We start from the raw sequence: 21427 nt of genomic DNA, 5'->3' as shown, positions 1-21427 counted from the left end.
TTACTAGAGATCTAGGTCACAACTTTGGTGATGACCTAGTTGTGCGTAAGTCCTGATTTTATTAACTCCCCTTGTTGGTGCGTTACGTTAACACTAACGCACCCTACATTTACTAGAGATCTAGGTCACAACTTTGGTGATGACCTAGTTGTGCGTAAGTCCTGATTTTATTAACTCCCCTTGTTGGTGCGTTACGTTAACACTAACGCACCCTACATTTACTAGAGATCTAGGTCGCAACTTTGGCGATCACCTCGTCCTGGGTAAGTCCTGATTTTATTAACTCCCCTTGTTGGTGCGTTACGTTAACACTAACGCACCCTACATTTACTGGGAGCCTCCTATTAGCAATTAGCAATTAGCAATTAGCAATTCCCAATTAGCAATTAGCAATTCCCAATCACCAAGGATTTCCAATCATAGTAAAAGCCGCCCAATAGTAGGGATGAGATAAATCTTTATCCCCCAATTGACGCAGTTGTACTGGCAAAGGAATACCCCATGTCCCAGGGCCATATAAGTTTCCTGCTTCTAAATAAACCTGTTTCCGAATCATCGCAACTTGTGCTTGTCTCAGTGCTTCTGCACGAATCGTAGCCGTTTTTAATTGTTCGTAAAATTCTGTCATCAGTCCCAAAGTGCCTTCATCTGACACATACCATAAACTGGCTATTGCCGATTGTACTCCCGCCTGCATGGCGAGTCCGGCAAATCCCAATTCCACTTCTTCACTTCCTAAAGCCGTACGACAGGCACTTAACACTAATAAATCGACGGGAGGGTCATTCCATTTCATTGATTTCACTTGGTCTAATCCCAGTTGGGTATCCCAAAATTGGATATAAGAATTGCTGGGGTTTCCAGGCCGAAATTCGGCATGAGTTGCCAGGTGTACGATGCTAAAAGATCGTCTATCTCGCTGCAATTTGAGATTATCTAAAGTGAAAGCTTGGTTGAGAAAACTATTTCCAGGCCACAGTTGCGGTGTAATAGTATTCAATTCTACTGGGACGGCTGGTAAGGGAGATAAGTTAGTAAATTGCGATGCACCCATTGCCAAGACAAAAGCATTTTTCAGGTTAACGTAACGGGGATTAGTTAAGCTGAAACTCGGCATGAGAGAAACGCTATATTTCTCCACAATAAATTGCTGACCGTTGTGCAGGGTAGCGAAAGGTAGCGATCGCAAACCAATATCCGGAATAAACACCAGATTGTCAATGCCTCGCCGTTGCAACTCGGTTTCTAATGGTGCAATCAACCACTGATAGAGTTGCTGTGCCGGAGGTAAATAGCTGGTTGTGTTAATGTTTGCCGGATCGGTCACTTCAATCTGCAATTCCCTAGCTACGGCTATAATTTGCGATCGCGTCACTCCCTCAACTCGATGGCGAATCGGTTCCCCTTCTGCCATCACCAATATTAATTCTATGGGGTCGCGATATGCCTCCGGCACGCTGACGCGAACGCTTGGCTTCTGGTGTACTAATTGCGAAATTATCTGCTTGAGAGCCGTTTCTTCTAATCCCATTTGCACCAATTGTTGGGAGGCTAGTAGCGCTTCTATTCCCAACTCTCCGCGACCAAAAGCGATATACACCAGCGCTGTTTTCACCCCAGTTGCTTTTTCGGCTTCTCGAAGTTGTGCGCGAATTTCTTCTATAGTTTTGATAAAAATTGGGGGAGTTCGCCCGAAATATGATTCATACTGCCGCGTGAAAGTTTCTTCCAAAACCCCCACAACTGCATCGATTAGCACGCGAGGAATTTGACCAATTTCTTCCTGTGGTGGGGGATTTTCCCGCTTTATTGTTGAGCCGTAAAGCTCAATAACTAGCCGGTCTGAAGTAATAATTTGAATAATCCCTTGGGTGTATCTGCCCGGAAAAATTCTCAGGGGCAAAATAGAGTTTTCCGCCCCCGTCGTAATCGCTCCTGCTGTTCCGTTAATGCTGGCATTTCCCACATTAAAAGTCGTTCTTCGATCGCCCCCATCATGCCGAATTGTCACCGAACCGTTCCCCGCTCCACCAGCCGTAGAAATGCTTGAATTTATACCAGTTCTATCAGTAAAAGTACCAGTGGCGCGGAAAAATCGCTCGGTTGTAATATCAACAATTCCCCCACTGCCTGCATTACCACCTTGGGCATTGATAGAAACAACTTGAATATCATTTTCCGGGTCAAGGGTGACGTTACCAGCATTACCAGTAGTAGAACTAGAGTTGATAGCGCCTGTGGTAATGCTGTCAAAAGCAGAAACAGTAATGGTTCCCCCGCTTGTTACTCCTGAAGAATTTAGGTTACCAGTTTGCACGGTTCTGGTGCGACTGGTTAATGCGATCGCACCACCATTCGTGGTAATATCCCCCGCACGAATATCGCCGCCAGTTGTGGCAATCAAGCTATTAGCTTCATTCGCTTCACTATTAATAGAACTGTTAAAGTTAATATTTGCGTTGACCGCACCCGTACTAAAGCTAGTATTTTCTGTAAGAACAATCGGACTATTAAACGTGAGGTCGCTGTTAGCAGTAGCGATACCTTTGGCGATAAAGATAGTTTGAGCGCGACTAATTTCTAACCCAGATAGCGGCGTTTCTAACCCAGCACCCGCGCTAAATTGAATGCTACCATCAGCATTTAAAATTAGCCTTCTAGTGCCGTTTACCGGGCCGTTAAAGATAATATCGCCACCAGTTAAAGTAACATCTGAACCCAGCACCACATTGCGCCCTACGGTAATATTTTGATTGGCTGTGGTAATGTTGGCGTTGAGGGTTGTTGTTGCGGCATCCAGAGTAATCGAAGCGTTACCCGTACCTATAATTGTGCCGTTGAGTGCTATCGCACCCAACCCCCCTCGAATAATTATTGGGTCATTAAATGTAGCAGTATTAACAGTAATCGTCCCCTTACCATCTGACCGTCCAATAGCAATTGAACTGAAACCATCTTGCAGATTAGCAATTTCAGCGGCGGTAAGATTTAAAGCACCGGGAATAGAACCTGCAATGGTAATATTTTGCTCCTGATTTGCGGGTTGCAGTACGAGGATATTTGTACCGGAAACAGTGCCGCCAAAGTCTATTTCGCTAGCGGTAAGGGTGAGGGGGTTGCTTTGAGCATTCAGGGTGGAATTGAAAGCGATCGCAGCAAATCCAGGATTAAAGGTAGCATTTCCAGTCAGCGTTACCGGGCCATTAAAGCGAATATCATCGTTGGTGGTAGTAATATTTCCCGCTGTAAAGACTCCTCCCGTACCAATCTGATTGAACGCACCATCCAAGTTAATGTTTCTTGTAGCAGGGATATTGAGGGAACTATTATTATTTATTGTCAACCCACCACTATTAGTCGCGTTGATATCTCCGTTGAGGTTAAAAATATTACCTGTTAGCGCGATTCCTGCGGCAGTGTTAGTATTTAAGCTTCCCAAGCTAGTCGTGCCATTGCCTGCAATTTGAGCAATACTGGCAGATGTAATAGACTGAGTTTGTACGTTGCCAGCACTGTTAATTGTAAAGTTACCCAAGCGGGTATTACTGCCAACTGCGCCATTTAAAATAATATTGCCCGTGCCTGTTTCTAAGGCGAGATTATTATTGCCATCAACCGTACCATTGAGTGCAAGATCGCCGCCGCCTGTCGCACCCGTACTGAGGGTGATATTATTACCAAGGGTGCTATTGCCGTTGATAGTGAGATTTTGGTCAGCGGTGGTAATGTCTGCGTTTAAAGTTGTATTGCCATTCAAGGTAATAGAGGCGTTATCGTTTCCTGCGAGCGCACCATTGACTAAAATAGAGCCTAATGGTGACTGAATTGTTAATGGATCGCTGACAGAAATCGGGTTGGATAATGTAATGATACCGCTGCCATTATCTCGTCCGATGGTAATCGAGCTAAAGCCATCTTGGATAGCGGCTATTTCTGCCGCTGTGAGATTCAATGCACCTGGGATAGAACCACCAATGGCAATATTTTGTTCTGGCGTTGCTGGTTCAAGCACCAGAGTATTGCTACCAGTAACTGGTCCTGTAAAATCAATTTCGCCTGCTTTTAGAGTCAGGGGATTACTACCTGCCGTCAAACTGGAATTGAAAGCGATCGCACCAGTTCCCGGATTGAATATAGTCTTACCTGTCAAGGTAACTGGAGCGCTAAACTTGATGTCGTCGTTGGTAGTATTCAAATTCCCTGCAATCAAGACAGTACCTTGACCATCTTGGGTAAAAGCGCCATCAAGCTTGAAGTTATCTGCCGCTAAAGTCAGGTCTTTTGCATTAGTAATAGTGACGCTGCCGTTATTGGTGGTAGTTACTGTATTGTTTAAATTAAGCGTACCCGTGGCATCAATGTCGATATTGCCAGCAACAGTTGTAGGCGAGGTAATATTCACATTCTGCCCATCAATAATTAGACTGCTTGGGGGACTATTACTGCCAATGGCACCGTTAAATGTTACATTCCCAGTGCCAGCGTCAATATTGAGCAGACTTGCGCCGTCAATTGCGCCAGAAAGCGTGATGTCGCCAGCACCAGAACCAGTGCTAAGAATGACATCTGCGCCCAGTAAAACACTACCCTCGATCAGAATATTCTGGTTTGTTGTAGTGATGCCTGCATTCAGGGTAGTTGTGGCAGCTTTGAGGGTAATCGAGGCGTTACCTTTGGCGATAATTTGTCCATTGACAGCGATCTCACCATTACCCGACACAATCGTGACTGGACGATTGAACGTGACACCGGCGCTGTCAATAGCGATCGCACCACTGCCATTTTCCCGTCCAATAATAATTCGCTCGAACCCATCTTGCAAAGTGGCGAGTTCGTTGCTATCAAAATTTAAGCGTGGGTCTGCGTCGGGTTCAGCGTCGGGGCGACTGAAGCTACCACCAACGGTAATACCCAAACCAGGATTTAGCGGTTGCAACTCAAAGCTACCACTACCTCCAATTTTCGTAGTGGCAGAAGTATCAGGATTCGGCGTTGCGGGGATGTTAATTTCATCAGTTATTAAGGTAACAGTACCACTGCCGGTTCCAGTCGGGTTAATCAACCCGCCATTCAAGCGAATCCCTTCTGCACCACTGGCACCAACGCCAGTCAGGGTAATCGATCCCTTCCCAGTGGATGCGATTGCGCCAAAGTCGAAAATCTCAATTCCCTCGTTGATAGAGACGCCAGTCCCATTACCTGTTCCAGTCAGGTTGATATTACCATCAACCCCAGTCACCCTGGAATTTGCACCTTCAATTCTTATCCCATCATTATTATCTATCCCAGCAACACTGCCAGTCCCCGTTAGATTAACAATCCCCTTTCCTTGAGATTCCACTGCACCGCTATTGACAAGATAAATGCCGCGATTTTCGTTACCAGTCCCGTTACCTGTTCCACTCATGTTGATATTGCCATCAACGGCAGTCACCCTGGAATTTGCACCTTCAATTCTTATCCCATCATTACTATCTTTCCCCGCAGCACTACCAGTTCCTGTGAGGGTAATGCTTCCCTTTCCCGTCGATTCCACCACGCCGCCATTTTGGAGAAAAATGCCGTGATTGTTATCTCCAGTCCCCCCACCAGTTCCAGTTAGGCGGATATTTCCATTTGCCGCAGCCACCCTAGAGCTTGTGGCTTCCAGAATTATCCCATAATTCAAACCTGCTCCTTTTCCGCCATTGCCATCTAGAGTAATATTCCCAGTTCCTGTGGATACCACCTCGCCGCCTTTGGTAATCGCAATGCCGTCGTTATTGCCACCCGTCGCGTTATTATTGCCAGTCAGAGTAATATTCCCAGTTCCAGTTGCTTTTACAGTGCTATTTTCACTCAGCAAAATACCGTAAGTGCTGTTTCCAGCGCCATTACCAGTACCAGTCAGTTCTATATCTCCATTCACCGAAGAAATCCTAGAACTTCCCAAAATTAATAGGCCATAATTACTATCAATTCCAGTTCCGCCACCGCTAGTGCCTTTGAGAGTAATAGTTCCCGATTCTTGAGTTGACAACACCGCGCCGTTGTCAAGATAAATGCCACGGCTGTCTTTACCTTCTGCACCCGTACCAGTCAGCTCAATATTGCCACCATTGGCGTTAATCGTGCTGTTGTTGAGAGTGATGCCTATGGGAAAGGTAATCTCGCGGGTGTTATCTCCCGCGCCATTTGCTGTGAAATTGCCACCATTTGTATTAATCGTGGCATTGTTGATGATGATAGCGCCGCCTTGCGCTTTGTCATTGTCAGCAAACAGTTCCACATTCAGCTTGCCGCTACTGGAAGTAATGTTGGCATTGAGGGTGATGTTGTTTTCTGCCTGCAATGTGAGAGTAGCATCTCTACCTGCTGTCTTGTCGATTGGTGCATCATTATTCTGAGTGATATTGCCCGATTCGCTGCCACCGATATTCGTTGCGATAGTGACGTTGGTGCCACTATTGAGCGCGGTGTTAATGTTAGCAACATCGACGGTGTTCGTACCAATTGCACCGCCACCACCATTCACAATGGTGATATTAATTGGATCGATCAGCCAAGTACCACCTGTACCATTAGAAGCGATCGCGTTAGGCGTACTGGTGACATTGAGATATTGCCTACCAGAGGTTTCAATCAACCCGCCATTCCCGAAAACAGTTCCTCCCCGTGCTGTCAGCGTTCCATGTATGTTGGCAATCTCCGAAGCCCAAACTATAACTCTTCCCCCATTCCCATTAAGCAGTGCATCCGCAGCAATTACCGAGTCGCTACTAACAAACGTTTGTAACGCATTCGGTACCGTACCTTTACCTTGAAAATCGCCGCCAATTAATACATTACCCCCACCATTTGTCCCAGAAGCGTTGATATTGGCACTAACAAGCCCAACTTTATCGCCTAAAACATTTACCCTACCGCCAGTTTGTCCCGATACGTTGATACTGCCAGATACTATAGTCGTCTTTCCTTCTGTCGGTATCCGAATTCCAGAACCCGTTAATTGCACGCTACCATCCGGATTAACCGTCACTCCCGTTGCATGACCTCCATTTCCCCCAGTCAACAATTGCGGTAAAGATAATATCGGCAACGTCCAATTCTGCGGTTGATTTCCAGCAGTTGTTAGGGGTTGAATCTCCAAATTCAGTACAAATCCTGGCTGGGATAAACGCACGATGCTTTCTCCTGGTACAGCTGCCAAGGTGATATTGCCACTAGGTGCTGATAGCGTTCCCGTATTAACAACCGTCCCAGCTAGTAAGGTTAAATCTTGACCCATCCCCACCCCTAAATGAGCAGCATTGACAATTGCTCCTGCCTGACTCATCGTGAAGGCAAAAGCATTCGGCTTCCCGACTAAATCGGCGTAGTTATTGTTACCAATGGCATTAAACCAATTGTTGTTAAAACCGATACCGTTAGCAGTAGTGGCAATAAAAGAAGCGGGGACGTTCAAGCTAGCATTAGAACCAAAAATAATCCCAGCCGGGTTAATCAAGAACAGGTTAGAATTGCCACCAGTAACTTGGATGAGGCCATTAATAAACGAAGCTTCTCCCCCGTTAATCCGCGCCAAGATATTCTGGATATCGGGCTGAGATAAAAAATTAGCGATTTGTTCAGCACTCAAGCCAAATCTAGTGAAGCTGTGGAATAAATTGACACCATCTCTGGATCTCTGTCCGCCTGTAATATCAATTCGATTCCCCTCTGGTGTGACAATAGTCTCCGTGCCATCTGGTGCTGGAATAATAGATTGGGCATTAGCTGGTGTGGATAATGTGCCAATCGCTACTGTCAGGATTGGAAATAGCAAAAAGGTCAAAGCTGTAGAATTTGCCTTTAATGCCGCCATTCGCCAACAAATTCTTTCCATCTTTCCAGTACCCCAATTTTGACTGATTTTACCTAGAAAGCAGAATCACTACGCGATAATTGTCCCTCATGGGGATGGTAGCGCATAAAGTTGATAAAAATCTTCATGAATTACGCAACTGTCAGATGCGATACTATCTAGAGCGAATTGGGGCAACTTGTGAGGGTCACCCCCTGGTGTTGCGGGTGCTTACAGGGGAAATGGTCAACCCGCCGTTTATAGCGGGAAAGCAGCCGTTGATGGTACGCCTTTGTTTGTCAAGCGCGCTGCCATTTTTGCTGCCGCTACACTTGCCTTGCGCCAAAAGGCTGTGCCTGACTCGAAAAGCAATCCGCTATAAAGGTAATGCGATCGCAACTCTTCCATCCTCCTCCACATCCTTGACTAATTCCCATAAGTACAGTTCCACAAACTTCTTAGCAGCCACAGGTTCAATTCCCTTCAAAGCTTTGACTATTTCTACAATCGTCTCGCCATTCGGTTCTGTTTGCTCGTGAAACCAACGAAAAACAATAGAACGATCGACGCCTAAACTCGCTGCCAACTTGTTTTGGCGAATCCGATAGGTTTTTAATGCCTGTTTGAGGGCAAATCCTGCTCTTCCCATGCCCCTCATTTTGACAGAACAAACTAACTAAGTAAATGTTCACTTACTAATCAACGTGTTCTGTCATTATCTCAAAGAAATTCCCTGGATTAAATGTTGATATATTGGCTGAAAAATGTTGATTGATAATCCCACATCAGCAAGTTAGGGCAAAATTGTTTTAAGACTGCTTCTCAGCGTTGATTAATACAATCAAAACGCTGATTAGTCAGCCAACATTGTTATCAACAACGAGGTAAACCTCTATGTCCTTTGACTTTATCCCAGACGATGGCGGAATCCCTACGCCAAAATACGCCTGCAACACCGACGGCGAACCTTCCCCTGGACGAGAACCGATCGAAATGCTGCTGATTGCTTCTCCCCAAGCGATCAACAGGACAATTCTGCATCTCTACAAAAGAGGTTTCGCCGAGGTTAGCGCCTGGAGTCGTCTGCTACCCACTGGCAAACCAGGCAAAATGATCGGTATTTTGTGTCGGCAAATTCCCATTAGCTAAAGCCGCAATTCATCCCACGGCATACCGGGAGTTGTAGGGGCACCGCCAGAAATATGAAGCGCAAAGACAACAATATTATTGATGCCGTGCCCCGACACTCGATTGTACTGATAGCGATATGCATACCCTAGCTGGCGCGAACGCACCTACGCACCTATACTCTCATCAGCGCGTATTGCTATTCGCTTTTGCCAGGGTCTACTTAAGTGAGTGCCGCCCCACCCCAAGCCAGAAGGAATTGTTAAGAAATAATTAGCGGCATTTACTTAAGTAAAAATGCAGGGGATAATATTAAGACCAAGTACGTGCGGCAAGCGCGGAATTTACCCCTGTAGACAGGTTAGGCTCCGCCTCAGAGCCGCAGTTGCAGGAAGCAAAGGTCAAAGGGAGCGAAATGCTTGATTTGAGAAAGTTTTGTCGGGCAATAACTAAATATACTGGCGATCGCTGGCTGCCTGCACCGCTGCTTGGGTTGCCACATCCATAAATCGCAGCGACAGGGTTTTGCCCAACCCGGAAGCGCGTTTAAGCCCAGCAATCAGACAGGCAATTCCTTCTGTTTCCACTGATTCTACCCAGAGTAGATCCACCACCACTGTCTCGGCTGTTAATTCCAGGGCTTGTTGCAGCGCCTTTGTGAAGGCTGGGCTGCTCACAGCATCAAGACGACCATTCGGTCTGAGGACAACGGTGCGGGGTCGTCGATCTTCCATTGTGCTGGTGTTCAAAGAAGAAGTGAAAATTGAGTGTGCGAGGTTTTTCATTGCCATCTCCAAGACGTGCTGCCAAAAAAGAAAGCAAGGCTAGAGCTTTGAGCCTCGCCTAACAGGTAACGCTTTAAATTATGGTGGAATAACATCACCAAAACAGGTTTGCGAACCGTCACAAGGGTGCTGTGTTTTCTGTCACAAGGTAGACAAGCAGGCAGGGGACACTTCCTCCCTAGTGACTAAAATCGCTCCCACTCCAATTATGCTCAAAACCCACGAAGTGTGCTGCGCTAATCCAGCAATTGTGCTAAATTTAAAAGAATTTACCTAAAATTTTATCAATGTAGTTGATTAACTTTTTTAATAAAGGCGATTAAGATAGTTTTTTCCGCCACTGCCACAAGGGCAGTCACTTATCTGTCCATCTAGCCAAATCGCATTCAGGGATCGATCCGTGACACTCCAAACCTCTCAACCCCTAACCTCTGATTCTTTGGGCGTCTTGAACCGCCAGATGATTGTAATTCTGGACTTCGGGTCCCAATATTCTGAATTAATCGCTCGCCGAATTCGCGAGACGCAAGTTTATTCCGAAGTGATTTCCTATCGCACCAGTGCCGAACAGTTGAGGCAGCTAAATCCCAAGGGAATTATACTCTCTGGCGGCCCCAACTCTGTGTACGACAAGGGAGCGCCGAAATGCGACCCAGAAATATGGCAATTGGGCATTCCCATCCTGGGGGTATGCTACGGAATGCAGCTGATGGTGCAACAGTTGGGCGGCGAAGTGGCGCGTGCGAAACGAGCAGAATATGGCAAGGCATCTTTATTTATAGACGATCCGACAGACTTGCTGACCAACGTGGAAAATGGCACCACGATGTGGATGAGTCATGGAGATTCTTGTCACAAACTGCCGGAAGGGTTTGAGATCCTGGCACATACGGAAAATACCCCTTGTGCCGCGATCGCTCACCATAGCAAAAAGCTCTACGGCGTCCAATTCCACCCAGAAGTCGTCCACTCCATCGGCGGACAAGCACTAATCCGCAATTTTGTCTACCATATCTGCGACTGCGAACCCACTTGGACGACGGCGGCGTTTGTGGAAGAATCAATACGCGAAATTCGCGCCAAAGTCGGCGATAAACGGGTGCTGCTAGCGCTTTCCGGTGGGGTGGATTCTTCTACCCTAGCGTTCTTGCTCCACAAGGCGATCGGAGATCAGCTGACTTGCATGTTTATCGATCAGGGGTTCATGCGGAAATACGAACCCGAACGGTTATTGAAGCTGTTCTCCGAGCAATTTCACATTCCGGTAGAGTATGTAAATGCACGGGATCGCTTCCTCAATCAACTCAGTGGCATCACCGATCCGGAAGAAAAACGCCGCCGCATCGGTCACGAATTCATTCAGGTGTTTGAAGAAGAATCAAGACGCCTCGGTCCTTTTGATTATCTCGCCCAAGGCACTCTCTACCCCGATGTAATTGAATCGGCAGATACCAACGTCGATCCGCAAACCGGAGAACGAGTCGCGGTCAAAATTAAAAGCCACCACAACGTCGGCGGGTTACCCAAAGACTTGCGCTTCAAGCTAGTGGAACCGTTACGGAAACTATTTAAAGATGAAGTCCGCAAACTCGGTCGAGCAGTTGGCTTACCAGAAGAAATTGTACAGCGCCATCCGTTCCCAGGCCCAGGACTCGCAATTCGCATTATCGGCGAAATCACCGCAGAAAGGTTAGAAATTCTGCGCGATGCTGACTTGATCGTGCGGCAAGAAATTAACCGTCAAGGGATGTATAGCGAGTTATGGCAAGCATTTGCGGTTTTATTACCCATTCGCAGCGTTGGCGTCATGGGGGATCGGCGTACCTACGCTTACCCGATTGTTTTGCGCTTTGTTAAGAGCGAAGATGGCATGACCGCTGATTGGGCGCGAGTGCCTTACGATTTGTTGGAAACGATTTCTACCCGCATCGTTAACGAAGTGTCTGGAGTGAACCGCGTGGTTTACGATATCACTTCCAAACCGCCTGGAACTATCGAGTGGGAATAGCTAGCAAGCAGGGTTGGCAGTGCCAACCCTACTTTGTTTTCCAGTTAAGTCTTGGGTGTAGAGTGAGAAGCATCGTCGGCAGAATGGTGCGAATAATGGGATTTTGTCATCAAGAAACTACTAGCAGCAATCAGCAGAATCGAGATAGAAAGATAGAGAAGATCTACCGTTGTTGTAGGCTTCATCTCCAAAACTGCCTTAAAGAAACTGACTACCAACACCATCACAATGACTTTGAGGATTTTATCCTTTAATTGTTCTAACGTTCTAATTTCCAGAATGCGGAGATCTTGATTGGCTCGTCCAATATCAATCTTAGAAATAAATAACTCATAAATCCCAAAGCTGAAAAGAAGCAAAACTATCGCAATTAAATAGTGGTCAACTCCACTAATAATCGAGCTTAGCATTTCCGCGCTATATTTAGCTTCGTCTTCCTGGAAATGGAAATATGCTTGCATTCCATGCACAATTTCTAAGCTGCCGAGGAAAATTAAAGTGAAAACACTGCAAATTCCAAAAAATATGGGGACAAGCGTGATAAATCTAACATTCCACAACAAATATTCTGCGATTTTCTCTAATTTTGCCTGTCTACGCATAAACCACCTCTGAACAAGACCGTTGATGGAAAAGATGAAATCGTTGGCTAACTGATGGGGCGACAACGTTTAACACATTGTCGCATAGTTGCGCTGATTTTTGTCCAGCTCGGTTAAAAAAGGCAGCAGGCAATAGGCAATAGTGAAGACGATTTGAGGGAGCGAACGGTCGAAAAAGTTACCGTTGGATGACTCTCAATCCTGAAAAAAACTATGTGACAGTACAGAGTGCGGCATGTGGGTTTAATGAGTTTAATTACTCATGCTAAAACTTCTCTGGGTCAGGAGTGTCACGAGCGTCACCGCGTCAGTAAGGTGGGGCGGGTTTAACGAGACAGGACTGCCGCTCACCCATCCGGAACCCAGAAACCCGGTTTCTAGGTTCTTCCTGCGTAAGTCCCGTCCACTACCAAAGCTAACGGACATGATATAACTGCTGACTTTACATATCTGCCAGGGAGTAAACCGAGATATTTTTGGAGTCTAATCGGATCGGATGGCGCTCGATGGGATCTCTCTTTCTTAACTTTTTATCAGCTTTTTCTTAACTTTTTGTGGAAAACTGGCAAAATTCTGTGGAAAAGTAGGCTTGTCTGTGGAAAAAATGAGAATCAATCCCCTTAATTTGACTGCGGATCGAAGGTAATGCGGTCAGACTTGTAAGTGGGCGGTTCGACGTGAATTAAAATTCTGACTGGACTGTACCGGGATTCCAAGCGCGCTTCTACCTCTTCGGTAATCTTGTGGGCAGTTTCCACATCCAAGGCATCTACCACAAGGTGCATTTCAATAAATACCTGACGCCCTACAACGCCACGGGAAGCAATATCGTGACAGTTGAGGACGCCTGGAACTTGCAGGGCGATCGCGTGAATCGCTTCCGGCGCGATCGCCATTCGATCCACCAACCAGGGTATATTTTCTTTTAAAACCTTCCAACCACTGCGAAATACCAACAACGCCACTGGAAAAGACAAAATTACATCCAACCACTGGAGTGCTGGCAAGTTTAACACCCGCGCCTGCCATACACCAATCAATCCCAACAGTACGGTGATGGTCACCCAGACATCGCTCATGGTATGCTGAGCATCCGCAATCAGAATCGGGCTACCCACTTGTAAACCAACGCGGCGCTCGTAAAATGCGACAAATATATTTATACCCAGGACAATTAGCAGTATCCACAGTTCTGGTGGTGATATAGTGATGGGTTTCAAACCGTGTTGTAAACCGGCGATGGTTCGTTCGATAGCACCTTGTATAATTTCAAAGCAGGCCACACCTAAGAAAGCCGCAATACCCAAAGCACCCAAGGCATCGAACTTTTGGTGTCCGTAGGGGTGGTCGCGGTCTGGGTGGGGTGAAGCGAAGTGATTGGCAACCAGTCCTAAGATATTATTGGCGCTATCTGTGAAGCTGTGTAACGCATCGGCGAGTAAGCTGAGAGAACCCGTCCACCATCCTACTCCTGCTTTAATTGCCATCACCAATAGATTCAGCACCAGGGTGATGTACAAGACTTGACGGACTTTGGCGCGACGATCTGTGACCATTGGGGGAAAGATGCGATCGCTCTTTGATGCACTTTTTCTATTTTAACAAATTACGCGAAATATCCTTGGGGTGAAACAGTCGCTAGGATGATGTTCAATATAGAAGATTATGCATTGGGTCTTTACGATCGCTGTATTTTGAGGAGAGGCTAGTATGAAACTTGACTGGGATAAGGCAGTTCATGTAGCTAACCAAGCCATATTTCTCAAGCTAAACAGAAGCTTAACCGATATTGAGGTTATCGTCTTAAAAGGTGCTTGGCAGAGGCAAGAATACGATGAAATTGCCGCCCAGCATCAATACGCTACCAGTTACATTAGTCAAGATGTTGCTCCCAAACTTTGGAAGCTTTTGTCAGAAGCTTTAGGGGAAAAGGTGAAAAAAAGTAACTTTAAGCAAGCCTTAGAACGATATTGGGAAAAGCAAATAGAAGCCGGTAATTCTCCGCTTTACTCTGCAAAAGAGGAGGAAAAAGTTGCAGATATCGGTCACAATTTTACCAAGGGCGAACCGGAAGAAATTCCTGCTGTTGAGCGCTACGTAGAGCGCGATCCGATCGAAACGATCTGCTATGAAACCCTCTTGCAACCTGGTTCTCTCATCCGCATCAAGGCACCCAGTCTGATGGGAAAAACATTGCTCGTGACTAGAATTCTGGCACAAGTTGCAACCCAAGGTTACCGAACTGCTAATTTAAGTTTTGAACTTGCAGATAGAAAAACCCATTTCACCCATCTGGATAAATTTTTGCGCTGGTTTTGTATTAATGTTAGTCGAGAGTTAGGAATTTCCGGGAATTTGGCAGATTACTGGGATGAAGAAAATATGGGTTCTAAAGTGAGTTGCACTACCTATTTTGAAGAGTATCTTTTGCAGCAAGAAGAGAATCCGATTGCACTCGGTTTGGATAACGTAGATTTACTCTTTCCCCATCCAGAAATTTACGAAGACTTTTTTGGATTGTTGCGATCTTGGTATGAAAAGGCTAGAAGTCGCCCGCGCTGGAAAAAGTTGCGGTTAATTATCGTGCATTCCACAGATGTTTACATTCGCTTGAACATTAATCAATCGCCATTTAATGTTGGATTGCCGATTGAACTTTCAGAATTTAATCGCCCACAGGTACAAGAACTTGCTAAACAGCATGGATTAGGGGGCGAAACAAGTTTCATCGATCCACTTATGGGATTAGTGGGCGGGCATCCTTATCTATTAGATTGGGCGTTTTCTTACCTGAAAAATCATCCAGAGATCCCCAGGGAACAACTGTTAGCAGAAGCGCCGACAGAACGGGGAATTTATGCCAGTCACTTGCGGAAATACTGGTTAAATCTGCAATCAAATTTAGATTTGACAGCAGCGTTTAAAAAAGTCCTTACTTCACCCGAAACTGTAAAACTAGAACCCATCCAAGCTTACCAGTTGCAGAGTATGGGATTGGTGAAACTTTCTGGCGATCGCTTAGAGCCTCGCTGCGATTTATACTATCAGTATTTCAGCAATAACTTAGGGGATATTTAATGAAGGTCGAACGGGATATTACCTATCACTATCAAATCGGGGGAAGCTTACCCGCTGATGCTCCTACTTATGTAGTGCGACAAGCAGATTTAGACCTGTATGAGGCATTATTAGCTGGGGAATATTGCTACGTTCTCAATTCTCGACAAATGGGGAAATCTTCTCTCCGCATCCAGACAATGAGCAAGTTACAAGCACAAGGGATTGCTTGTGCTGAAATTGAATTGAGTGGGATTGGTAGCCAACAAATTACAGCGCAGCAATGGTATGGAGGGATAATTCAAGAGTTAATCAGCGGTTTCAATTTAGAAGTGAATCGGCGCAATTGGTTGCGCGAACACGAGGATCTTTCCCCCGTGCAGCGCTTGGGACAATTTATCGAAACTGTACTGTTAGCGCAGGTGCGTCAAAACCTGGTAATTTTTATCGATGAAATTGATAGTGTTTTAAGTTTAAGCTTTCCCACCGATGAATTTTTTGCTCTCATTCGTAACTGCTATGATAAACGTGCAATCAAACCCGATTATAGACGCCTAACCTTTGTTTTGTTAGGAGTTGCAACGCCATCGGATTTAATTAAAGACAAAAATTCTACACCCTTTAATATTGGTCGAGCTATTGAATTGAAAGGATTTCAATTACACGAAAGCGCTGTTTTAGTCAAGGGATTTGAAGGAAAAATTAGCAATCCTGAAGCGGTGTTGAGAGAGATATTAAATTGGACGGGTGGGCAACCGTTTTTGACCCAGAAACTTTGTTGGTTAGCGGTTAATTCTTGCGCAGATGGGAGCGATGATGAAAGAACGTGGATTGAGCAGTTAGTGCGAAAGCGAATCGCGGAAAATTGGGAATCCCAAGATGAACCAGAGCATTTAAGAACAATCCGCGATCGCATTCTCAGAAATGCTCGTTGTAGCAAGAATTTACTGCTGTTATACCAACATATTTTGCAGCAAGAAAAAATTACTGTAACTAACTGTCACGAACATTTAGAATTGCGATTATCGGGTTTAGTTATTAAAAATAAAGGCGATTTAGTTGCTTATAATCGGCTATACAAAACTATATTTAATTCCGCTTGGGTAACGGCACAACTCGATGCGCTTCCCTGTAGTTATGCACAAGAAGCAGACTTACTTATCCCTACCAATGAAGGAACAAAAACATTAACTTTACTGGTCAATCTGGGAGAAAATAAAGTTTTAGCTGCCATAGCATTTACAAATGTAGAATATTTTACTAAAAAGATGGCAGTAGACGAAAGAAATACACTCAGGTTAATCGAGCGAGACTTTCAGATAATGAGACAAATCTGTCAGCAGTTTGAAGGACAGATTGTTAAATCTTTAGGAGATGGGCTGTTAATGTACTTTGCAAGTGCAGAAAAAGCAATATCTTGCTCGATCGAAATTCAAAAAACCTTAGCCTTAGCCGCCGCTAACTTGCCAAAAAGCGATATTCTCCTGCATCGAATTGGCATCCATTTGGGAGAAGTGTTTTTCAGTGGGAATGATGTGATGGGGAATGGGGTGAATATGGCGGCACGCCTGCAATCAGAAGCAGCACCGGGGGGAATTTGTATTTCCGAAAATGCTTACAAAGCGGTAAAAAGTGAATTGCAAAAAAATGCAACTCCTGGGGGAATGCGGCAGTTAAAAGGCATTTTAGAACCCGTACCCGTGTATCAAATTACTCCTTTATACTCCGTGACAGAACGCGGGGTAGAATTGCAAATAAATCCGTTAAAAAGGTGGGGAAGGGTTTGGCTAAAAGTGGTTTTTGCAAGTGCGATCGCATCCGGCGTGACAATGGGAGTGCGATCGCTTGGCTGGTTACAATCCTGGGAATTGCAAACCTTCGATTTATTAATGCAATTAAGACCGAATGAAGGAGCAGATCGCAGAATTTTATTAGTAACAATTACAGAAGAAGATGTGCAATCTCAACCCGCCCAAGAAAGAGGAGGAAGTTCGCTATCAGATCGTTCTCTGGCTCAATTAATCGCTAAATTGGAACCGTATAAACCTAGAGTTATTGGTTTGGATATTTATCGCGATCGCCCCGTGGGAGATGGCTACAAGGCTTTAGCAGCTTGGATGAGAAAGAGCGATCGCTTTTTTACTATCTGTCATTACGGCAACCCCGGAGTTAATCCACCCCCTGAAATTCCCCCTATTCGCCAAGGTTTTAATAATGTTTTGTCAGATTCAGATGAAGTTCTGCGCCGTCATCCACTGGCTGTAAGTTCGGCACTTCCTTGTCAAAGTAAATACTCTTTTAGTTGGCAACTAGCAACTCATTACCTCGCTAATGAGGGAATTAGAATTAAAATAAATCGCGACAATTACCTTCAACTTGGATCGATTGTATTTAAACCTTTAGAAAAAGACACTGGTGGCTATCACAATCTAGATGCGAGGGGTCACCAAATTATGCTAAATTACCGCGCTACTCGCCAAATTGCCCCAACCCTTACACTTGCAGAAGTTCTCAGCAATCGATTTAATCCCGACCTGGTAAAAAATCGTATTGTTCTGATTGGAACTACAGCACCGAGTTTTAACGATATTCATTGGCGCACGCCATACAGTAATATTCAAGGTTCAATTCAATCCATGACAGGGGTGGAAATTCAAGCGCATATGGTGAGCCAAATTCTCAGTGCAGTTTTGGATAAGAGAGCTTTAATTTGGGGGTTATCAAAACCTGTGGAAGCCTTCTGGATTTTGGGTTGGTCGTTAATAGGAGCAATATTAGCCAAAGGCACTAATTCGTTACGAGGTTTTGCGAGTCGAGGCGGAGTTGCGATCGCTATTTTATTCGGAAGTTGTTGGATAATTTTGAGTTTACAAGGGGGTTGGATACCTATAGTACCGGCTGCTTTAGCTTTGGCGATTAGTGGGGGAGTTATATTTTTGGTAAGGAAAAGAGTATAAGATTAACGAACCACAGAGGTAGAGAGAACCCAGAGGAAAGGAAAGAAGATAAAAGGTGTAAAATTTATGTTGCAGGAAGGGGGGCATTAGGATGAAGCGCTGTTGGCGATCGCACAACTCAAAAGCAATTTGGATGCTAGTCCAGATTGGGGCGACAATCGCATCCTATCAGACTGAATCTCTCGCCCAGATTACTCCTGATGCCAGTTTAGGCGCAGAGAGTTCTGTTGTTACACCGAATGTTTCTATTAATGGAAGTGCGGGCGATCGCATTGATGGTGGTGCAATTCGCGGTGCTAATCTGTTCCATAGTTTTCAGCAATTTAATGTGGGTGAAGGACAGCGAGTTTATTTTGCCAATCCAACTGGAATTGAAAATATTTTTAGTCGCGTTACTGGTACTAATTTATCCAATATTTTAGGGACGTTGGGCGTCAGCGGTGCAGCCAATTTATTTCTGCTGAATCCCAATGGTATTATTTTTGGGAAAAATGCCAGACTCGATGTCAGGGGTTCGTTTGCTGCGAGTACTGCGAGTGCAATTCAATTTGGCGATCGCGGTTTTTTCAGCGCTATTAATCCCACATCTGTGCCGTTACTGACTGTCAATCCTTCTGCCTTTTTATTCAATCAACAAACAGCCGGACGGATTGAAAATCGCTCCACAGTAGAAATTTCAAGAAGACCAGAACGCTTATTTGGGTTACAAGTTCCTGAAGGTAGGAGCTTACTTTTATTAGGTGGAGAAATCCTGATTGATGGCGGGGGATTAAATGCTGCAAATGGGCGAATCGAATTAGCAGGAGTCGCAGGACAAGGGACTGTAGGACTCACAGTTAATCGCAATATCTTAAGTCTTAGTATGCCCGATTCTGTGGCACGCTCTGATATTGCGATCGCCAACAATGCCAGAGTCAATGTCAGCGGTAAAGGGGGTGGATTTATTCAGATACAAGGCGCTCGTGTTGCCCTCACCAACACCTCAGATATAACCGCCGATACACTGGCAGAACAAAACGGACAAGGAATCTCAATTCGAGCATCGCACCTAATAATTCGAGATGGAGCGCAAATATCAACAACTGCTAGAGAAAATAGTCGAGGAAACAGCGGCGGGATCGCAATAAATGCCGATATAGTAGAACTAACAGGAACCGGAAGTGGAGGCAATTCGGACAACCGTCCAGGAGGGGGTTCGCGAGAAAATGAAAGACCAAGTAAACTCGCTAGTGACGCTCAAGGAGCGGGAGAAGCTGGGGATTTAACGATTAATACCAGGCAATTAATCGTGCAAGATGGAGCCAAAATTTCTGCCTCAACAATCGATAGAGATGAAGGAGGAAACATCACCATAAATGCTTCGGAATCTGTGGAACTGATTGGCACTTCCAACAGCGAAGAACGATCTAGTGGCGTATCAGTTCAGACGCGGGGAATTGGACGGGGAGGAAATTTGAGGATTAATACCCAACGATTAATTGTCCGAGATGGGGCGGAATTATCAGCCTCTACTTTTGGCACGGGTGCGGCAGGCGACGTCATTGTAAATGCTCCCGAATTAGTAGAAGTAATTGGTACTTCTAGAAAAGGCGTACAAACCAGCAGAATTGTTGCCGAAACAGGTCGTCCTTTGGACACACAAGATGCAGGAACTATCATTGGTACTGGCAAAGGAGGAGACCTAACAATTACAACTGGACGCTTAATTGTGCGGGATGGAGCGCAAGTCAGCGTTAGCGGTTTGAGAACAGGAGATGCGGGTGAATTGACAGTCCAAGCATCCGCAATTGAGTTAGATAATTTGGCAGCGATTGCCGCCACCACAACATCAGGAAATGGTGGCGATATTACACTAGAAGGATTTAATTTACTACTCCTGCGCCGCAACAGTCGCATCTCTACAACCGCAGGCACGAATCGTCAAGGTGGAGACGGCGGCAATATTACAATTAATGGCAACTTAGTAGTTAGTATCCCCAATGAAAATAGCGATATCACCGCCAATGCTTTTTCCGGACGAGGGGGTAGAATTAACATCACCACCCAAGCTTTATTAGGTCTAGAATTCCGCTCCCGCGAACAATTACAAACCCTAATTGGCACTACCGATTTGAGCCAATTTGACCCAGCTACACTGTCTAGTAGTGACCTGACCGCCATTTCCCAAACCTCGCCTCAATTGAGTGGCGAAGTGGCAATACAATTGCAGGGAATTGACCCCTCTAAAGGACTGGTAGAATTGCCAACAGAATTAGTGGATGTAGCGCAATTAATCAAACAAAATCTTTGTACAGCCGCCCAAGGAAGTGAATTTACCATCACCGGAAGGGGTGGCTTACCAACTCCACCCAATGAAGTCCTGAATGGTGATGTTGCATGGGAAGATTGGCGCATTAGAGAAGCAAGTCAAAGTGTAGGAATAAACTCAGAAACAAGAAGCATTCGCGCACAAACAAACAGCAATATACCCACAACAATTGTAGAAGCCCAAGGATGGTATAAAGACGCCAATGGCAATATAATTCTCACCGCAGAAACAACGGAAACGTCCCACAGTAATTGGTTAACTACTCCCAACTGCCAGCCATGAAGAGTAGGGGCACGGCATCAATCATATTGTTGTTTCTGCCCTTCATATTTAGTAGGGGCACGGCATCAATCATATTGTTGTCTCTACCAAAATATTTAGAAGAGTAGGGGCACGGCATCAATAATATTGTTCTCTGCCAAAATATTTATATTGCCGTGCCCCTACAGTCGGTGATGGGATGATGGGATTTGACTTTTGCAACAGGTGTAGGCGTAGGGTGCTCTCTTCGAGCAGAGTACGGCACCACCACGGACTAATAGAGGAAACTGAGGCAATGAAACAGGTTTTTCGGTTGTTTATTAGACTTCTGGCAAAACTCCTTTGTAGCAAATTGTGGGGCAGGCGAGACGCCTACCCCACCAGAAAAAATCACTCTTGTGCCATGGGCATCCTGCCCGTCTGGTACTACTACCCCACCAGAAAAAATCACTCTTGTGCCATGGGCATCCTGCCCGTCTGGTACTACTACCCCACCAGA

14 protein-coding genes are annotated in these 21427 nt (G+C 45.4%); 5 read left to right on the top strand and 9 right to left on the bottom strand.

Annotation, left to right across the window (positions count from 1 at the left end; all coding sequences use genetic code 11):
- Window positions 1-400 precede the first annotated feature (400 nt).
- Both MiSe_RS38365 and MiSe_RS38360 read right to left on the bottom strand, forming a co-directional pair.
- Window positions 401-7864, bottom strand: a complete 7464-nt coding sequence (locus MiSe_RS38365) for a CHAT domain-containing protein (RefSeq protein ID WP_226590523.1) — start codon at window positions 7862-7864, stop codon at window positions 401-403.
- A 334-nt stretch (window positions 7865-8198) separates the two neighbouring features.
- The gene (locus MiSe_RS38360) at window positions 8199-8471 is read right to left on the bottom strand and encodes a helix-turn-helix domain-containing protein (protein WP_226590521.1); all 273 of its coding nucleotides are present in this window, start codon (window positions 8469-8471) and stop codon (window positions 8199-8201) included.
- A gap of 245 nt (window positions 8472-8716) precedes the next feature.
- Between MiSe_RS38360 and MiSe_RS38355 the strand changes: the two genes are divergently transcribed.
- A complete protein-coding gene (locus MiSe_RS38355; protein ID WP_226590519.1) occupies window positions 8717-8971 on the top strand; it encodes a hypothetical protein in 255 nt (84 codons plus the stop codon).
- Here the strand turns inward: MiSe_RS38355 and MiSe_RS38350 are convergent.
- Window positions 8968-9117: a hypothetical protein gene (locus MiSe_RS38350; protein WP_226590517.1), complete on the bottom strand. Its 150-nt coding sequence runs from the start codon at window positions 9115-9117 to the stop codon at window positions 8968-8970. The two genes, MiSe_RS38355 and MiSe_RS38350, sit on opposite strands and share 4 nt — an antisense overlap.
- A 282-nt stretch (window positions 9118-9399) precedes the next feature.
- The gene (locus tag MiSe_RS38345) at window positions 9400-9735 is read right to left on the bottom strand and encodes an STAS domain-containing protein (protein WP_226590515.1); all 336 of its coding nucleotides are present in this window, start codon (window positions 9733-9735) and stop codon (window positions 9400-9402) included.
- Between the two features lie 460 nt (window positions 9736-10195).
- On the opposite strand from MiSe_RS38345, the gene guaA reads away from it, so the two are divergent.
- Complete coding sequence (guaA, locus tag MiSe_RS38340; RefSeq protein ID WP_226590525.1) at window positions 10196-11743, top strand: glutamine-hydrolyzing GMP synthase; 1548 nt, start codon at window positions 10196-10198, stop codon at window positions 11741-11743.
- Between the two features lie 44 nt (window positions 11744-11787).
- Here the strand turns inward: guaA and MiSe_RS38335 are convergent, their stop codons facing one another.
- From MiSe_RS38335 to cdf31, 3 genes are all read right to left on the bottom strand, one after another.
- A complete protein-coding gene (locus MiSe_RS38335) occupies window positions 11788-12345 on the bottom strand; it encodes a YqhA family protein (RefSeq protein ID WP_226590512.1) in 558 nt (185 codons plus the stop codon).
- Window positions 12346-12597: 252 nt separating this feature from the next.
- Window positions 12598-12771 carry a hypothetical protein gene (locus tag MiSe_RS38330; RefSeq protein ID WP_226590509.1) on the bottom strand — a complete coding sequence of 58 codons (174 nt, stop codon included), beginning with the start codon at window positions 12769-12771 and terminating at the stop codon, window positions 12598-12600.
- Between the two features lie 194 nt (window positions 12772-12965).
- Window positions 12966-13901, bottom strand: a complete 936-nt coding sequence (cdf31, locus tag MiSe_RS38325; RefSeq protein ID WP_226590506.1) for a CDF family zinc efflux transporter Cdf31 — start codon at window positions 13899-13901, stop codon at window positions 12966-12968.
- 154 nt (window positions 13902-14055) lie between these two features.
- Between cdf31 and MiSe_RS38320 the strand changes: the two genes are divergently transcribed.
- From MiSe_RS38320 to MiSe_RS38310, 3 genes are all read left to right on the top strand, one after another.
- Window positions 14056-15423 carry an AAA-like domain-containing protein gene (locus MiSe_RS38320; RefSeq protein ID WP_226590503.1) on the top strand — a complete coding sequence of 456 codons (1368 nt, stop codon included), beginning with the start codon at window positions 14056-14058 and terminating at the stop codon, window positions 15421-15423.
- Window positions 15423-18359 (top strand): CHASE2 domain-containing protein, encoded by a 2937-nt coding sequence (locus MiSe_RS38315; protein WP_226590501.1) that lies wholly within the window; start codon window positions 15423-15425, stop codon window positions 18357-18359. The genes MiSe_RS38320 and MiSe_RS38315 overlap by 1 nt, the downstream gene beginning before the upstream one ends.
- 91 nt (window positions 18360-18450) lie before the next feature.
- Window positions 18451-20949, top strand: coding sequence for a two-partner secretion domain-containing protein (locus tag MiSe_RS38310; protein ID WP_226590499.1), 2499 nt, complete (start codon window positions 18451-18453; stop codon window positions 20947-20949).
- Here MiSe_RS38310 and MiSe_RS38305 read toward each other — a convergent pair.
- Window positions 20927-21067 (bottom strand): hypothetical protein, encoded by a 141-nt coding sequence (locus MiSe_RS38305; RefSeq protein WP_226590498.1) that lies wholly within the window; start codon window positions 21065-21067, stop codon window positions 20927-20929. The genes MiSe_RS38310 and MiSe_RS38305 overlap by 23 nt on opposite strands.
- Window positions 21068-21202: 135 nt before the next feature.
- The coding region (locus MiSe_RS38300) for a hypothetical protein (protein ID WP_226590496.1) at window positions 21203-21427 on the bottom strand (225 nt) is incomplete at its 5' end.

The organism is Microseira wollei NIES-4236, from assembly GCF_020521235.1.
Lineage (GTDB): Bacteria > Cyanobacteriota > Cyanobacteriia > Cyanobacteriales > Aerosakkonemataceae > Microseira > Microseira wollei.
Note: the sequence above shows the minus strand (reverse complement) of the source record. Positions and strands in the feature narration are given on the sequence as shown.

Excerpts from the sequence above, each read along its gene's own strand:
- MiSe_RS38365 (WP_226590523.1), bottom strand. The coding sequence starts at position 7,864 with ATGGAAAGAATTTGTTGGCGAATGGCGGCATTAAAGGCAAATTCTACA.
- MiSe_RS38360 (WP_226590521.1), bottom strand. The coding sequence starts at position 8,471 with ATGGGAAGAGCAGGATTTGCCCTCAAACAGGCATTAAAAACCTATCGG.
- MiSe_RS38355 (WP_226590519.1), top strand. The coding sequence starts at position 8,717 with ATGTCCTTTGACTTTATCCCAGACGATGGCGGAATCCCTACGCCAAAA.
- MiSe_RS38345 (WP_226590515.1), bottom strand. The coding sequence starts at position 9,735 with ATGAAAAACCTCGCACACTCAATTTTCACTTCTTCTTTGAACACCAGC.
- guaA (WP_226590525.1), top strand. The coding sequence starts at position 10,196 with ATGATTGTAATTCTGGACTTCGGGTCCCAATATTCTGAATTAATCGCT.
- MiSe_RS38335 (WP_226590512.1), bottom strand. The coding sequence starts at position 12,345 with ATGCGTAGACAGGCAAAATTAGAGAAAATCGCAGAATATTTGTTGTGG.
- MiSe_RS38330 (WP_226590509.1), bottom strand. The coding sequence starts at position 12,771 with ATGTCCGTTAGCTTTGGTAGTGGACGGGACTTACGCAGGAAGAACCTA.
- cdf31 (WP_226590506.1), bottom strand. The coding sequence starts at position 13,901 with ATGGTCACAGATCGTCGCGCCAAAGTCCGTCAAGTCTTGTACATCACC.
- MiSe_RS38320 (WP_226590503.1), top strand. The coding sequence starts at position 14,056 with ATGAAACTTGACTGGGATAAGGCAGTTCATGTAGCTAACCAAGCCATA.
- MiSe_RS38315 (WP_226590501.1), top strand. The coding sequence starts at position 15,423 with ATGAAGGTCGAACGGGATATTACCTATCACTATCAAATCGGGGGAAGC.
- MiSe_RS38310 (WP_226590499.1), top strand. The coding sequence starts at position 18,451 with ATGAAGCGCTGTTGGCGATCGCACAACTCAAAAGCAATTTGGATGCTA.
- MiSe_RS38305 (WP_226590498.1), bottom strand. The coding sequence starts at position 21,067 with ATGCCGTGCCCCTACTCTTCTAAATATTTTGGTAGAGACAACAATATG.